A 14,080-nucleotide genomic window follows, 5' to 3' on the forward strand; every position below is an offset into this window, starting at 1 on the left:
GAGACCGTCTCGGCTCAGAAACACCGCCCAGGTGCGGCCGGGTGAACGCCGGACACGGGACGGCTTAACGAACGGTGCGCGGCTTCTCCACCGATCACACACCACACGTACGAATCTGACGAAGTGTCAGCGGATCAGGCGGTTCGCCCCACCTCCAGCGCGACCACCAGGGGCCGGTCGGCCGCACTGCGGCCTGCCTCCACCGTGTACGTACCCGGCCGGGTGACCCAGCCCGTTCCGACTGCCCAGGTCTGCGCGGCCCGCTCGGCGACCGTCACCCGGGCCGTGGCGCACTCGCCCGGGGCGGCCTCGACCACGGCGAAACCGGCCAGCTGGCGGTCCGGCCGGCTCCGGTCCACCCCGTCGGTGGCCAGGTAGACCTGCACCACCTCACGGCCCGTCCTGGCCCCGGTGTTGCGGACCCGGACGCAGACCTCGGCCAGCACGCCCGGTTGCTCGCCGCGCCGCGCCTCCAGCCCCTCGTACGCCCACTCGGTGTAGCCCTGCCCGGCGCCGAACCAGTACGCGGGCTGCGCCCCGGCCCGGCGCTGCCAGGCCCGGTAGCCGATGAACAGGCCCTCGTCGTAGGCGAGTCGGCCCTCCGTCGGCTCGACCCCCCAGACCGGCACGTCCGCCTCCGCGGCCGGCCAGGTGGTGGGCAGCCGCCCGCCCGGCTCGGCCCGGCCGAGCAGCACGTCCGCCAGCGCCGCCCCGGCCTCCTGGCCGGGGAACCAGGCCAGCAGCACCGCCGCCGCCCGCTCCCGCCACGGCATCAGCACCGGAGCGCCCGCGTTGACCACCACCACGGTGCGCGGATTCACCTCCAGCACCCGGGCCACCAGCTCGTCCTGCCGCCCGGGCAGCCGCAGTGCCGCCCGGTCGACGCCCTCGCTCTCCACCTCCTCGGTGGTGCCGACCACCACCACCGCGACCTCGGCGGCCCGTGCCGCCGCCACCGCCTGCTCGATCAACTCGTCGGCGGAGGAGGTAGGTTCGGCGTGGCCGAGGGTGAAGGAGACCAGCCCGAAGGCGGAGAAGCCGCCCGTCTCCGGCAGCGTGCAGGTCAGCCGGACCTCGGCCGGGCCGGTCAGCGCGACCGGGAACCGCCGCTCCGGCGGGTTCAGGAAGGCCGCCGCCGGGTCCTCGCCCTCCGGCAGCAGCAGGCCGTCGAAGAGCAGCTCGCCGTCCAGCTCCAGCCGGTAGTGCCCGACCCCGCGCACCGACAGCTGGTGCTCCCCGGCGGCGGCCGGCAGCACCTCGGTGGTCAGCGCCACCCGGCGGAGCTCCCCGAACGGGACCCCGCCCGGCAGCGTGCCCAGCCAGCGCACACTGCCGTCGGCGGTGGCCGCCGTACCCAGCACCTCGCCATCCGCACCGAGCAGTTCGGCCCGCCCGGGGAAGCCGGCCGGGGGCACGAAGGTGCGCGGGTCGGCACCGACCGCGTAGGTCAGCCCGACCTGCCCGCCGAGCGCGTCCCGCAGGCCGTCCAGCGGGGAGACCACCCGGGTCGGGAAGACCTGGGCGCTGCCGCCGCCACCGATCCTGGCCTCGGCCGCCGCCGCACCGATCAGCGCCACGGTGCCGGCCGCCGCCGGGCCGGCCACGGCCAGCGGCAGCACGCCGCCCTCGTTCCGCAGCAGCACGAAGGAGCGCGCCGCCACCTCCCGGGCGAGCGCCTCGCCGTCGATCTCGGCCGGCAGCTGCTCGGCCGGCACCGCCGCCGGGGCACCCGCCAGCAGGCCCACCCGGGCCGCCAGCCGCAGCACCCGGCGGGCCAGTCCGTCCACCGTGTGCTCGGGCACCAGGCCCTCCTGGACCGCCTTCACCAGGTGCTCGCCGTACACCGTGGCCGGGCCCGGCATCGCCACGTCCAACCCGCCCAGCGCGGCCCGCACGGTGTCCCTGGCGCCGGTCCAGTCCGAGACCAGCACGCCGTCGAAGCCCCACTCCTCCCGCAGCACCCGGTGGTTGAGCTCCTGGTGCTCGGTCATGCTCACCCCGTTGACCGCGTTGTACGCGGCCATCAGGCCCCAGGGGGAGGCCTTCCGCACGATCGTCTCGAACGGTGCCAGGTAGAGCTCGCGCAGGGTGCGCTCGTCCACCGCCACGTCCACGGTGTAGCGGTCGGTCTCCGAGTCGTTGCCGACGAAGTGCTTGGGCGTGGTGGCCACTCCCCCGTCCTGCATCCCGGAGACCAGCGCCGCGCCGATCTCCCCGGTCAGCAGCGGGTCCTCCGCGTAGCACTCGAAGTGCCGCCCGCCGCGCGGGCTGCGGTGCAGGTTCACGGTCGGCGCCAGCACCACGTGGGCACCCTTGCGGCGGGCCTCCTGGGCCAGCAACCGCCCGGCCCGGCGGACCAGTTCGAGGTCCCAGGTGGCGGCCAGCGCGGTCGGCGAGGGGATCGCGACGGACGGGTCGTCGGGCGTCCAGTGCTCGCCCCGCACCCCGGCCGGCCCGTCCGACATCACCAGCCGGCCGAGGCCGATCGCGTCGTTCGCGGGCAGCGACCACATGTCGGCGCCGGCCAGCAGCGCCACCTTGGCGGTCAGGTCGAGTCGGACCAGTGCGGCCTCGACGGCGGCTTCCCTGGCGTGTTCGGTCATCAGCTTCTCCCGGTCGTCCATCGTGGTCATCGTGGTCAGATCCAGCCGTCGAGCGAGGCCATGAAGCCCTCGAAGTCGTCCCGGTGGATGGTGTGTCCGGCGCCCGGCACGGTGCGCACCTCGAAGCCCCGCGCGCGCAGCAGCCCGGCCTCCTCCGGGCCCACCAGCATGCTGGGGTCGGCGAGTTGGACCAGTGAGGGCACCGCGGGTGCCTCCGGCAGGCCCGCGTACCCGTGGTGCGAGGCGAGCGACCTGGCGCTGTCCGGGTCCCAGGCGGCCAGGGTGGCCAGCTCGACCTCGACGTCGGCCCGCTCCCAGCGCGGGTTCATCGCCGTGATCTGCTCCGCGGTCGCCCGGGCGGCGAAGCCGACGAACAGCTCCGGGTCGATCCCCGGCCGGTCGAACAGCCAGGCCGGGTCGGAGAAGACCGCCCGCTGCGGGCGCAGCCGCTCCACCGCCCAGCGGAGCGAGAGGCCGCCCAGCGAGTGCCCGACGGCCAGTTCGGCCCCGGTCGGCAGAGTGGCCACCAGGTCGTCCGCGTACTGCGCGGGGCCGTACCGCTCGGCCGGGGTCGCCCCGGTGCCGCGCGGGCTGGCGCCGTGGCCGCGCAGGTCCACCGCGATCACCCGGTAGCCCCGCTCGGCCAGCGCGGGGCCGACCCGGCGCCAGGTCCGGTGGTCGGACATGATGCCGTGCACCAGCAGCGCCACGCGGTCGCCGGTTCCCCACTCCTGGGTGTTCAACTTCACTGTCTTAGTACCTTTCTGACGGTGGATCACCGGACGCCCTTGATCGGGCGGACGGCGAGGGCGCCGAGCAGTGCGAGCACGGCGCCGAGGACGAACAGCGGGGTGTAGCCGCCGAGGCCGACCACGGCGGAGGCCACGAACGGGGCCAGGATCTGCGGTCCCGCGTTGGCGATGTTCAGCACGCCCATGTCGCGGGCGGCGTCCTCCGCCCTGGGCAGCACCATGGTGACCAGCGCCGTGTCGACCGCCATGAAGCAGCCGAAGGCCAGGCCGTTGACGGCGGCGAAGACCAGCATCCCGGCCCAGGTCGGGCTGAACACCGGGATCAGCAGGGCGAGTCCGGAGAGGGCGGCCGAGAGGCCGACGAACAGCTTGCGGCGGTCCAGCCGGTCCGAGAGCACGCCGCCGACCACGGTGGAGAGCGCCATGGTGACCGCCGAGACGGGGGTCAGGATCGCGACCGCCTCGCTCGGCTCCAGCCCGGCCGGCAGCGCGATGTGGTCCTGCAGGATGTAGAGCTGGTAGCCGACCACCGCGAAGTAGCCGAGCACCAGCAGCCAGCGGCCGATGAACGCCCAGCGGAAGTCCGGCTCGCGCAGCACCCCGAGGAACGCGGCGGCCTGCTCGCGCAGCGGGGCGGGCGCCTTGGCGGGCATCCGCTGCTCCCGGGCCCCGGCGGTGAACACCGCGGCGGCCACCGCGACCAGGGCGCCGAGCACCAGGTAGCCGGTCCGGTAGTGGTCGGAGAAGGCCGAGGCGGTCACCACCCCGACCGTGGAGCCGACCGGCAGCCCGAGCCCGACGGCCGCCGAGGCGGCGCCGCGCCGCTGCGGCGGCACCCGGTCCGGGACCACCGAGGTGAGCGCGGACTGGTAGAAGTTCATCACCGCCTGGCCCAGGCACCAGGCGATCGCGACCAGCAGCACGGTGTCCGCGCCGCCGAGCAGGGCCATCGCGGCGACGGCGGCGAGACCACCGCCGAGGATCCACGGGTTGCGCCGCCCGGAGCGGTCCGAGAGCGCACCCGCGAACGGGTTGAAGAAGGTGGCGAAGATCGCCGCGACCCCGCCGACCAGGCCGAGGTTGGCCACCTTGTGGGCGGGATCGATGTGTTCGACCTGGAGCGGCAGCAGCACGCTGCCGACGCCGAGGTAGAGCGCGTACATCGCGGCGTTGCCGGTGAAGAGCAGGGGCAGCAGGCCGCGGGTGGTCCGCCCGGGGGCGGGGTCGGGTCCGGCGTCCGTACGGGTGGGGGAAAGGGCCATGGTGCCCTCCAGGGGACTCGGAGTGTCGCATCGGAAGGTTACACGTGTAACGCTTACTCGTGTAAGCAGCCATGTAACCGGTCCTTCCGGGCCCCGGCCAGCCCCCGGGCATGAAAAGATTCGAACCGTTATGAGCAGCCCCCCACCCGCCGCCACCCCGCCCACCAGCGCCGACGTCGCGCGCCTCGCCGGGGTGTCCCGCGCCACCGTGTCCTTCGTGCTCAACGACACCGCCGGAGGCCGGGTCAGCGAACAGACCCGGCAGCGGGTCAGGGCCGCCGCCACCGAGCTCGGCTACGTCCCGCACGCCGCCGCCCGCTCGCTCCGCGCGGGCCGCACCGGCGTGGTCCTGCTGGTCGGCTCCTCGGCCCCGATCGGCCCGCTCTTCAGCCGCTTCTACCGCGAGCTGCAGAGCGCCCTGCGCCGGCACGGCTACACCAGCGTGCTGTACGGGCCCAGCCCGGGCGAGGGCGACGAACCGGCCCGCGCCTGGGCCGAGTTGAGGCCGGCCGCAGTGCTCTGCCTGGAGCCGGTGCTGACCCCCGCCGGGGTCGAGCTGCTGCACCGCTCCGGCACCCGGGCCGTCTTCACCCTCGGCACCGCGCCGGTCGCCGGGGCGCACGCCCTGATGATGGACCAGCGCGAGGTCGGCGCCACCGCCGGAGCCCACCTGCTCGCGGCCGGACGCCGCCGCCTCGGCGTCGTGGTCCCCACCGACCCGGGGCTGGACCAGTTCAGCGGCCCGCGCCTGGCCGGCGTCCGGGCCGCCGCCGCCTCGGCCCTCGCCGGGCCGGTGCACGCGCTCCCGCTGGACTGGACCGAGGCCTCCGGGGCCACCGCCGCCGAGCGCTGCCGCGAGCTCGGACTGGACGGCGTGTTCGGCTACAACGACGAGTACGCGATGCTGCTGCTCCGCTCGCTCCAGGAGGCCGGCCTCGACGTGCCCGGCCGGATCGCCCTGGTCGGCGCCGACGACCTGCTGCTGGGCCGGCTGCTCCGCCCCCGCCTCAGCACCGTCCACATGACCCTGCCCGGCGGCGAGGCCCTGGCCGCCCTGATCGACGGCGTCATCGCCGACCCCGCCTCGACCCCGGCCACCAGCAACCTGCTGACGGTCCGTCTGATCCCCCGCGACTCCGGCTGATCCGGCCCTAGGCTCGTGGGGTCGTCGACCTGACTCCCGCCCCGAACCACCGGAGGACGCCTTGTCCGAGGATCTGCTCATCGCCAAGATCGGCTACGGCTTCGACCACCTGGACGCCGACCGGGACGGCCGGCTGACCGAGCAGGACCACGTCCTGATGGGCCGTTCGGCGGCCCGCTCGCTGGGCCACCCCGAGGGCTCCGGGCAGGAGGCCCGGATCGTCGCCGCCTACCTGTCCATCTGGCGCGAGCTGCACCTGCCGCACCTGCCCGAGGGGGCCACCGAGATCAGCCGGGACGCGTTCATCGCCGCCACCAGCGGCCTGGCCGACGACCCCGGGGCCGCCCGCAGCACGGTCGGTGCGCTGGCCGAGGTGTTCCTCTCCGTCGCCGACGCGGACGGCGACGGCCGGATCGACGCCGACGAGTTCTTCGCCTTCCAGCGCGGCCACTTCCCCCGCCTGACCCGGCAGCAGGCCGACACCGCCTTCGCCCACCTCGACCGGGACGGTGACGGCACCCTGTCCCGGCCCGAGTTCGTCGAGGCGGTGATCGAGTACTGGAGCAGCCGCGACCCCGCGGCCCCCGGCAACTGGTGGACGGGCAACCCCGCCTTCACCGCCTGACCCCTCGACCGCCCGGGCGGTCCACGGTGTCCCCGGCCCTCGGGCCGGGGACACCGACGGGTGCGCTAGAAGCCGAGCTTGCGCAGCTGCTTCGGGTCGCGCTGCCAGTCCTTCGCCACCTTGACGTGCAGGTCCAGGAAGACCGGGGTGCCGAGCAGGGCCTCGATGTGCTTGCGGGCCGTCGTCCCGACGTACTTGAGGCGGGCGCCCTTGGCGCCGATGACGATCGCCTTCTGGCTCTGCCGCTCGATGTAGACGTTGGCGTGGATGTCGAGCAGCGGGCGGTCGGCCGGACGGCCCTCGCGCGGGATCATCTCCTCGACCACGACGGCCAGCGAGTGCGGCAGCTCGTCCCGGACGCCCTCCAGGGCGGCCTCGCGGATCAGCTCGGCCACCATCACCAGCTCCGGCTCGTCGGTCAGGTCGCCGTCGGGGTAGAGCGGCTGGCCCTCGGGGAGCAGCTTGGTGATCAGGTCGCCGACCAGCTGGACCTGCTTGTCGCCGACCGCCGAGACCGGGATGATCTCGGCCCACTCGATGCCGAGCTCCTGGCCCAACTGGTGGACCGCGATGAGCTGTTCGGCCAGCTTCTTGGAGTCGACCAGGTCGGTCTTGGTGACGATGGCGACCTTGGGGGTCTTCTTGACCTCGGCCAGCTCCTTGGCGATGAACTTGTCGCCGGGGCCGAGCTTCTGGTCGGCGGGCAGGCAGAAGCCGATCACGTCGACCTCGGCCCAGGTGGAGCGGACCAGGTCGTTCAGGCGCTCACCGAGCAGCGTGCGCGGCTTGTGCAGGCCGGGGGTGTCGACCAGGACGAGCTGGGAGTCGGGCCGGTGCACGATGCCGCGGACGGTGTGGCGGGTGGTCTGCGGGCGGTCCGAGGTGATCGCGACCTTCGTCCCGACCAGAGCGTTGGTCAGGGTCGACTTGCCGGCGTTGGGACGGCCGACGAAGCAGGCGAACCCGGAGCGGTACGGGGAGGAAGGGGCAGTCATGCGGACCATTCTCCCTGATCCGCCGAGCGGGAACGGTCACCCGGTCTTCTTGCCGGTCATCGAGCCCAGCAGAACCAGCAGGAACAGCACCAGCGAACCGATCAGCCAGTACGGCGATCCGGTCTCGTGCCACCGCCCCATCCCCATCAGGCTCAGCAGTACCCCGGCGAAGAACGCGAACGCACCCATGCCGGTCAGATTATCGACAGCCGAGCCCGACGGGGACCGGCGTCTCAGAAGCTGTGCCGCAGGACACCGTCCGGGCCGGCCAGGTGCAGCAGGGCCGACGGGCCGCCGAGGTCCCGTACGGCGGCCAGGTCGGCCTCGGACGGCGTCAGCGCCTCGGTGACCACGGCGGCGGCCTCCAGGCCCTTGGCGCCGCTCGCCACGGCCATCGCGACGGCGGTCCGGAGCGCGCTCAGCTCCAGCGAGGGCAGGGCCACGGTGCCCGCCACGTAGGTCCGTCCGGTCTCGTCCCGGACCGCCGCCCCCTCGGCCACGCCGTTGCGGGCGCGGGCCGAGCGGGCCAGCGTGATGATCTTCTTGTCCTCGGGGTCCAGCTCAGTCAGCTCACTCATGCCGCCGAGCATAGGCGCCCGCCTCCGGCCGTCCGCCGCCCACCACCAGGTCCGGGCCGTCAGGCCCCGGCGGCGTCCTCCAGCAGCCCGCCGCGCCCGGCCGGGGCGAACTCGGCCAGCGCCGCGTCGACCCGCGCCAGGTCGGCGGCCGACAGCGCGACGGCGGCGGCCCCGGTGTTGTCCTCGATGTGCCCCGGCGTACGGCTGCCGGGGATCGGCACCACGTGGTCGTCCTGGTGCAGCAGCCAGGCCAGCGCCAGCCGGCCCGGCGTCAGGCCCAGCTCGGCGGCGATCGCCCGGATCGGCGCGTAGCGGTCGTTGTTGGCCTTCAGGTTGGCCTGGTCGAAGCGCTCCAGGTGCTGCCGGAAGTCGCCCTCGGCGAGCTGCTGGACCGTCCCGGTCAGGAAGCCGCCGCCGAGCGGGCTCCAGGCCACCAGGCCGACGCCCAGCTCCCGGGCGGCGGCCAGCAGGTCCGGCTGCACCGGCTGCCACATCGACCACTGCACCTGCACCGCGGCCACCGGGTGCACCGCGTGGGCCGCGCGCAGCTGGGCGGCGGTGACGTTGGAGAGCCCGAGGTGGCGCACCAGCCCGTCCGCGACCAGCTCGGCGACCGCCCCGACAGTGTCGGCCAGCGGCACCTGCGGGTCGGGGAAGTGCGGGTAGTACAGGTCGATCACGTCCGTGCCGAGGTTGCGCAGCGACTGCTCGGCATAGCCCCGGACGTACTTCGGCTCCGCGTTCACGGCCAGCTCGCCGAAGGCGTAGGTGACCGGGAAGCGGTGCGCCTCGGCCCCCTCGGGTATCCGGAAGCCGAACTTGGTGGCGATCACCACCTCGTCCCGCCGCCCGGCGATCGCCCGGCCGATCAGCCGCTCGTTGTGCCCGTCGGCGCCGTAGCCGTCCGAGCTGTCGATCAGCGTCACGCCGCTGTCCAGCGCGGCGCGCACCGCGCGCTCGCCGCGGTCGTCGTCGGTCTCGCCGTACATGCCCGGCGAGAGCACCATCGCGCCGAAGCCGATCGGGGCCGTGCTGAGGGCTCCCAGGGTGCGGGCTGCCATCGGATCTCCTTGTGCGTAGGAACACCAGGAGACCTTTCCTACCCGCCCCCTGACGCCGCGTCAGGCGTTCCGGGAAGATCGCTCGGTCCGTCTCAGTGCCTGAGCACCACCGGCGGTCCGACCGGTCCGCGCAGCCCCTCGGCGTAGCGGGCGTGCCGCTTCCGCCAGTACGGGTTGTCGTGCGGCAGGTGGCGGCTGACCCGGCCGTACATGCCGAAGGTCGCGACCACCAGGCCGAAGCCGAAGCTGAAGATCACGTTGCTCATGCCGAAGGCGAGGAAGTTGGCATCGGTCGAGATGATCATCAGACCGACGAAGCCGGCCAGCACGAAGACGCCGCCGACCACCATGTTGATCCAGGAGGCGATGTTGCCGCCGATCGCCGCACCGGCGATCAGGACCGCGCCGACCAGCACCGACAGCAGGCCGAGCAGGCCGTTGCTGCTCATCCCGGCCACCCGGTCCCCCTGGGTGTCCAGGAAGCCCGGGCGGCCGATCAGACCGAGGATGCCGAAGACCAGCAGGAACACCCCGCCCAGCCCGGCGCCGAAGCGGTAGACCTGAGCGAGCCGGTGATCGACCGGCAGTTCGTCGCGGAGTTTCAGCATGGGGTCCTCCAGCCGGCACGGACCCCCTCGATCCACGCTACTCCTCGGGATCCGCGCCTTCCTGCGCCTCGGAGTCGGCCCGGACCGGGGCCACCAGCACGGTGCCGATCCGGTTCCGCCGCCCGGCCGCGCTCTCGGCGGTGAGCCGGATCGCGGTCAGGTCGGTGTGGGCGTCCTCGGGCACCGGCAGGTCGCAGGACGAGCCCGGGATCGGCACCCGGCCGAGGTGCTTGGCCAGCAGCCCGCCGACGGTCTCCACGTCCTCGTCCTCCAGCTGGAGGCCGAACAGGTCGCCCAGGTCCTCGACCAGCAGCCGGGCGGTGATCCGGTACGAGCCGTCGCCGAGGTCCTCGACCGGCGGGATCTCCCGGTCGTACTCGTCGGTGATCTCGCCGACGATCTCCTCCAGGATGTCCTCGATCGTGACCAGGCCGGCCGTGCCGCCGTACTCGTCGATCACGATCGCCACGTGCGAGCGCATCTGCTGCATCTCGCGCAGCAGGTCGGCCGCGGGCTTGGAGTCCGGGATGAAGACCGCCGGGCGCAGCACCGAGGAGACCGGCTCGGACTCGGCGTCCCGGTTGATGTGGGTGCGCCGGACCAGGTCCTTGAGGTAGACGATGCCCACCACGTCGTCCTCGTTGTCGCCCACCACCGGTATCCGGGAGAAACCGGAGCGCAGCGCCAGGGTGAGCGCCTGACGGACCGTCTTGTGCCGCTCGATCATCACCAGGTCGGTCCGCGGCACCATCACCTCGCGGACGATGGTGTCGCCCAGCTCGAACACCGAGTGCACCATCCGGCGCTCGTCGTCCTCGATCAGGTCGTCCTTCTCCGCCAGGTCGACCAGCGCGCGCAGCTCCGCCTCGGAGGCGAACGGCCCCTCGCGGTAGCCCTTGCCGGGGGTGAGCGCGTTGCCGAGCAGGATCAGCAGCCGCGGGATCGGGCCGAGCACCCGGGCCAGCGGGAGCAGCACGAAGGAGGCGGCGGTGACCGTGGTCAGCGGGTGCTGGCGGCCGATGGTGCGGGGCGAGACGCCGACCGCGACGAACGAGACCAGCACCATCACCCCGATCGCCAGCAGCACGGCCTGCCAGGTCTGGTGCAGGCTGCGCACGCAGACCACCGTGACCAGGACGGCCGCGGCCATCTCGCAGGCCACCCGGATCAGGGTGGCCAGGTTGAGGTAGCGGATCGGGTCGGAGGCCAGCGTCAGCAGCCGGTCCGCCCCGCGCCGACCGGCCCGGACGGCCTCCTCGGCGCGGAACCGGGAGATCCGGGAGATGCCGGCCTCGGCACAGGCGGCCAGCCAGCCGAGGCCCACCAGCAGGAGAGCTCCGATCAGGAAGCTCGTACTGTCACCACTCACAGACGGCCGGCCCCTAGTGGGTGGTCGGCGCCGGGGAGATCCCCGAGAGCCCGCGGCCGGCCCGCCAGTCGTCCAGGATCCGCTTCTGGAGGCCGAACATGACCTCCTTCTCCTCCGGCTCCTCGTGGTCGTAGCCGAGGACGTGCAGCACCCCGTGGACGGTGAGCAGCTGCAGCTCCTCGTCCGTGGAGTGCTTCGAAGGGGCCTCCAGGCCCTGCTTCTTGGCCACCTCGGGGCAGAGCACGATGTCGCCGAGCAGGCCCTGCGGCATCTCCTCGCCCTCCTTGCCCGGACGGAGCTCGTCCATCGGGAAGGACATCACGTCGGTCGGACCGGGCAGGTCCATCCACTGGATGTGCAGCTCTTCCATCTGGGCGCTGTCCACCAGGATGACGGAGAGCTCCGCCTGCGGGTGGATCCGCATCTGGTCCAGGGCGTAGCGGGCGACGTCGAGGATTGACTCCTCGTCAACCTCCCAGTCGGACTCGTTGGCGATGTCGATCGACATGTCGGGGTCGGTACTCAGCTTTCGGTGCGATGGGACTGGCGGGGGGCACGGGCGCCCTTCCGCTGAACCGGCTTGCGGGGCGCGGCCGGTGCGTCGGTCTCCTGCAGGGCGTCCCAGCGCTCGTAGGCGTCGACGATCCGGCCGACCAGCTTGTGCCGGACCACGTCGGTGCTGGTGAGCACGGAGAAGTTGATGTCCGGGACGTCCATCAGGATCTCCTGGACCACCTTGAGCCCCGAGCGGGTGCCGTTCGGCAGGTCGATCTGGCTGGTGTCGCCGGTGACCACGACGCGGGAGTTGAAGCCCAGCCGGGTGAGGAACATCTTCATCTGCTCGGGCGAGGTGTTCTGCGCCTCGTCCAGGATGATGAAGGCGTCGTTCAGGGTCCGGCCGCGCATGTACGCCAGCGGCGCGACCTCGATGGTGCCCGCGGCCATCAGCCGGGGGATCGAGTCCGGGTCCATCATGTCGTGCAGCGCGTCGTAGAGCGGGCGCAGGTACGGGTCGATCTTCTCGTACAGGGTGCCGGGCAGGAAGCCCAGCCGCTCCCCCGCCTCGACGGCCGGCCGGGTCAGGATGATCCGGTTGACCTCCTTGGCCTGGAGCGCCTGCACCGCCTTGGCCATCGCCAGGTAGGTCTTGCCGGTACCGGCGGGGCCGAGGCCGAAGACGATGGTGTGCTTGTCGATCGCGTCGACGTAGCGCTGCTGGTTGAGGGTCTTGGGACGGATGGTGCGGCCGCGGTTGGACAGGATGTTCGCGGTGAACACCTCGGACGGGGACGGGTGGTCCGGGTCCTCGACCGCGTTCCTGAGCATGGCGATGGACCGCTCCACTGCGTCCTCCGTCAGGGGTTGGCCGGTGCGCAGCACCAGCATCATCTCGTTGAAGAGCTGCTGGATCAGCGCCACCTCGGACCGGGATCCGGAGGCGGTCACGTCGTTGCCGCGGACATGGATGTCTGCGGTCGGGAACCCCTCCTCGATCACCCGGAGCAGGGAGTCGGTCGCACCGAGCAGGCTGACCATCGGGTGCTTCTCGGGGATGGTGAACCTGGCGGTGGCGGCGTCCCCGTCGGGACGCGGCTGTCCATTGGTACGGGTCTGCGGTGTCTCAGTCATGGGTCGGCGCTGTGGCCTGCCTCATCCCATCCGTCTCGGGTGCCGCTCGGTCTCTCCGGGGTCACCAGGGTACGCCGCGCGATGTGCCGGTGCGGCGGTGCCGCCCGCTGCCGGGGCGGCGGAGTTCGATGGTCCGGGAGTTGTGCGCGTGATGCGACTGGTTTTCGGTCAATTCCTGGGCGGGACCGGGATCCGGGCCAGGTCCTCGGCCACCACCAGCTCGCCGTCGAAGTACTTGCGGGCCTCGGCCAGGTGGCCGGTCAGGTCGGGGTAGCGCTGCGAGAAGTGGGTCAGCACCAGGGTGCGGACGCCCGCCTCGGCGGCCGCTTGGGCGGCCTGGGCGGCGGTGAGGTGGCCGTGGTCCTCGGCGAGCTGCCGCTCGCCCTCCAGGAAGGTCGCCTCGGCCACCAGCAGGTCGGCGCCCTCGGCCAGTTCGCCGACGCCAGGGCAGAGCCGGGTGTCCATCACGAAGGCGAACCGCTGGCCCCGGCGGACCTCGCTCACCTCGGCCAGCGTGACGGTCCGCCCGTCCAGCTCGATCCGGCCCTCCCGCTGGAGCTCGCCGACCGCCGGGCCGCGCAGCCCCAGCTCGGCCAGCCTGGCGGGCAGCAGCCGGGTGGAGTCGGGCTCGGTGAGCCGGTAGCCGAAGGAGTCCACCGGGTGCGAGAGCCGGACCGCCGCCAGCTCGAACGGGGCGCCGGGCGCCTCCAGCGGACCGGGCTCCGTGATCGGGTGCGGGCGCAGCTCGGCGGTCTCGTGGAAGGCGGTGGCCTGCCGGAGCCGGTCGAAGAACACCTGGCCGCTGGCCGGGTAGTAGGCGTCCACCGGGTGCGGCACCCGGTCCAGGTTGATCCGCTGGATCACCCCGGCCAGGCCGAGCGAGTGGTCGCCGTGGAAGTGCGTGACCGCGATCCGGGTCAGCTGGGTGGCCGAGACCCCGGCGTGCAGCATCTGGCGCTGCGTCCCCTCGCCCGGGTCGAACAGCAGCCCCTCGCCGTCCCAGCGGAGCAGGTACCCGTTGTGGTTGCGGTGCCGGGTCGGGACCTGGCTGGCGGTGCCGAGGACGACGAGTTCGCGCTGTGACACCGGATCAGACCAGGCCCTCGTGCAGTGTCTTCCCACCGAGCAGGTGGACGTGGGCGTGGAAGACGGTCTGGCCCGCGCCCGCACCGGTGTTGAAGATCAGCCGGTAGTCTGTCAGACCCTCCTCGCGGGCGGCCGCACCGGCCTCGGCGAGCAGCTCGCCGGCGATCGCGGGCTCGGCGGCGGCCAGCGCGGCGGCGTTCGGGTAGTGCGCGTGCGGGATCACCAGGATGTGGGTCGGTGCCTGCGGGTGCAGGTCGCGGAAGGCCAACGTGTGCTCGCTCTTGCGGACCACCGTCGCGGGGATGTCGCCCGCCACGATCTTGCAGAACACACAGTCGGACTGCGGCTCGCCGGCCATTTCGGTCTCC

15 protein-coding genes are annotated in these 14,080 nt (G+C 73.0%); 2 read left to right on the top strand and 13 right to left on the bottom strand.

The window, feature by feature from the left end; translation table 11 throughout:
• Positions 1-134: 134 nt before the first annotated feature.
• The 3 genes from ABT118_RS14360 to ABT118_RS14370 are packed head-to-tail and all read right to left on the bottom strand — an operon-like array spanning position 135 to position 4,617.
• Positions 135-2,633 (bottom strand): beta-glucosidase H, encoded by a 2,499-nt coding sequence (locus ABT118_RS14360; protein WP_350668361.1) that lies wholly within the window; start codon positions 2,631-2,633, stop codon positions 135-137.
• 5 nt (positions 2,634-2,638) lie between these two features.
• On the bottom strand, positions 2,639-3,352 hold the full coding sequence (locus tag ABT118_RS14365; RefSeq protein WP_350668362.1) for an alpha/beta fold hydrolase: 714 nt from the start codon (positions 3,350-3,352) through the stop codon (positions 2,639-2,641).
• A gap of 26 nt (positions 3,353-3,378) precedes the next feature.
• Complete coding sequence (locus ABT118_RS14370) at positions 3,379-4,617, bottom strand: MFS transporter (protein ID WP_350668363.1); 1,239 nt, start codon at positions 4,615-4,617, stop codon at positions 3,379-3,381.
• A gap of 130 nt (positions 4,618-4,747) precedes the next feature.
• Here ABT118_RS14370 and ABT118_RS14375 point away from each other — a divergent pair, with 130 nt between their 5' ends.
• Positions 4,748-5,761 carry a LacI family DNA-binding transcriptional regulator gene (locus ABT118_RS14375; RefSeq protein WP_350668366.1) on the top strand — a complete coding sequence of 338 codons (1,014 nt, stop codon included), beginning with the start codon at positions 4,748-4,750 and terminating at the stop codon, positions 5,759-5,761.
• A 61-nt stretch (positions 5,762-5,822) separates the two neighbouring features.
• A complete protein-coding gene (locus tag ABT118_RS14380) occupies positions 5,823-6,386 on the top strand; it encodes an EF-hand domain-containing protein (protein WP_350668367.1) in 564 nt (187 codons plus the stop codon).
• 65 nt (positions 6,387-6,451) lie between these two features.
• Here ABT118_RS14380 and era read toward each other — a convergent pair whose 3' ends face one another.
• The 10 genes from era to ABT118_RS14430 all read right to left on the bottom strand — a co-directional run bounded on the left by era (position 6,452) and on the right by ABT118_RS14430 (position 14,070).
• The gene (gene era / locus ABT118_RS14385; protein WP_350668368.1) at positions 6,452-7,381 is read right to left on the bottom strand and encodes a GTPase Era; all 930 of its coding nucleotides are present in this window, start codon (positions 7,379-7,381) and stop codon (positions 6,452-6,454) included.
• 36 nt (positions 7,382-7,417) lie between these two features.
• Positions 7,418-7,570, bottom strand: a complete 153-nt coding sequence (locus tag ABT118_RS14390) for a hypothetical protein (protein WP_350668369.1) — start codon at positions 7,568-7,570, stop codon at positions 7,418-7,420.
• A 44-nt stretch (positions 7,571-7,614) separates the two neighbouring features.
• Positions 7,615-7,959, bottom strand: coding sequence for a cytidine deaminase-like protein (locus ABT118_RS14395; RefSeq protein ID WP_350668370.1), 345 nt, complete (start codon positions 7,957-7,959; stop codon positions 7,615-7,617).
• A gap of 59 nt (positions 7,960-8,018) precedes the next feature.
• Positions 8,019-9,020 carry an aldo/keto reductase gene (locus tag ABT118_RS14400; protein WP_350668371.1) on the bottom strand — a complete coding sequence of 334 codons (1,002 nt, stop codon included), beginning with the start codon at positions 9,018-9,020 and terminating at the stop codon, positions 8,019-8,021.
• A gap of 92 nt (positions 9,021-9,112) precedes the next feature.
• On the bottom strand, positions 9,113-9,628 hold the full coding sequence (locus ABT118_RS14405; protein WP_502884549.1) for a DUF4383 domain-containing protein: 516 nt from the start codon (positions 9,626-9,628) through the stop codon (positions 9,113-9,115).
• A 37-nt stretch (positions 9,629-9,665) separates the two neighbouring features.
• Positions 9,666-10,997 (bottom strand): hemolysin family protein, encoded by a 1,332-nt coding sequence (locus ABT118_RS14410; protein ID WP_350668372.1) that lies wholly within the window; start codon positions 10,995-10,997, stop codon positions 9,666-9,668.
• A 13-nt stretch (positions 10,998-11,010) separates the two neighbouring features.
• Positions 11,011-11,505 carry an rRNA maturation RNase YbeY gene (gene ybeY, locus ABT118_RS14415; protein WP_350668373.1) on the bottom strand — a complete coding sequence of 165 codons (495 nt, stop codon included), beginning with the start codon at positions 11,503-11,505 and terminating at the stop codon, positions 11,011-11,013.
• 14 nt (positions 11,506-11,519) lie between these two features.
• Positions 11,520-12,626, bottom strand: coding sequence for a PhoH family protein (locus ABT118_RS14420; protein WP_350668374.1), 1,107 nt, complete (start codon positions 12,624-12,626; stop codon positions 11,520-11,522).
• Between the two features lie 168 nt (positions 12,627-12,794).
• On the bottom strand, positions 12,795-13,712 hold the full coding sequence (locus tag ABT118_RS14425) for a ribonuclease Z (RefSeq protein ID WP_350668375.1): 918 nt from the start codon (positions 13,710-13,712) through the stop codon (positions 12,795-12,797).
• A 4-nt stretch (positions 13,713-13,716) separates the two neighbouring features.
• On the bottom strand, positions 13,717-14,070 hold the full coding sequence (locus ABT118_RS14430) for an HIT domain-containing protein (protein ID WP_350668573.1): 354 nt from the start codon (positions 14,068-14,070) through the stop codon (positions 13,717-13,719).
• Positions 14,071-14,080 lie beyond the last annotated feature (10 nt).

The organism is Kitasatospora sp. NPDC002040 (genome assembly GCF_040296785.1).
In the GTDB taxonomy this organism is placed as follows: Bacteria; Actinomycetota; Actinomycetes; order Streptomycetales; family Streptomycetaceae; genus Kitasatospora.

Coding starts and splice junctions, on each gene's coding strand:
- ABT118_RS14405 (WP_502884549.1), bottom strand. CDS start 9,628: ATGCTGAAACTCCGCGACGAACTGCCGGTCGATCACCGGCTCGCTCAG.
- ABT118_RS14430 (WP_350668573.1), bottom strand. CDS start 14,070: ATGGCCGGCGAGCCGCAGTCCGACTGTGTGTTCTGCAAGATCGTGGCG.
- ABT118_RS14400 (WP_350668371.1), bottom strand. CDS start 9,020: ATGGCAGCCCGCACCCTGGGAGCCCTCAGCACGGCCCCGATCGGCTTC.
- ABT118_RS14360 (WP_350668361.1), bottom strand. CDS start 2,633: ATGACCACGATGGACGACCGGGAGAAGCTGATGACCGAACACGCCAGG.
- ABT118_RS14370 (WP_350668363.1), bottom strand. CDS start 4,617: ATGGCCCTTTCCCCCACCCGTACGGACGCCGGACCCGACCCCGCCCCC.
- ABT118_RS14375 (WP_350668366.1), top strand. CDS start 4,748: ATGAGCAGCCCCCCACCCGCCGCCACCCCGCCCACCAGCGCCGACGTC.
- era (WP_350668368.1), bottom strand. CDS start 7,381: ATGACTGCCCCTTCCTCCCCGTACCGCTCCGGGTTCGCCTGCTTCGTC.
- ABT118_RS14420 (WP_350668374.1), bottom strand. CDS start 12,626: ATGACTGAGACACCGCAGACCCGTACCAATGGACAGCCGCGTCCCGAC.
- ybeY (WP_350668373.1), bottom strand. CDS start 11,505: ATGTCGATCGACATCGCCAACGAGTCCGACTGGGAGGTTGACGAGGAG.
- ABT118_RS14390 (WP_350668369.1), bottom strand. CDS start 7,570: ATGGGTGCGTTCGCGTTCTTCGCCGGGGTACTGCTGAGCCTGATGGGG.
- ABT118_RS14395 (WP_350668370.1), bottom strand. CDS start 7,959: ATGAGTGAGCTGACTGAGCTGGACCCCGAGGACAAGAAGATCATCACG.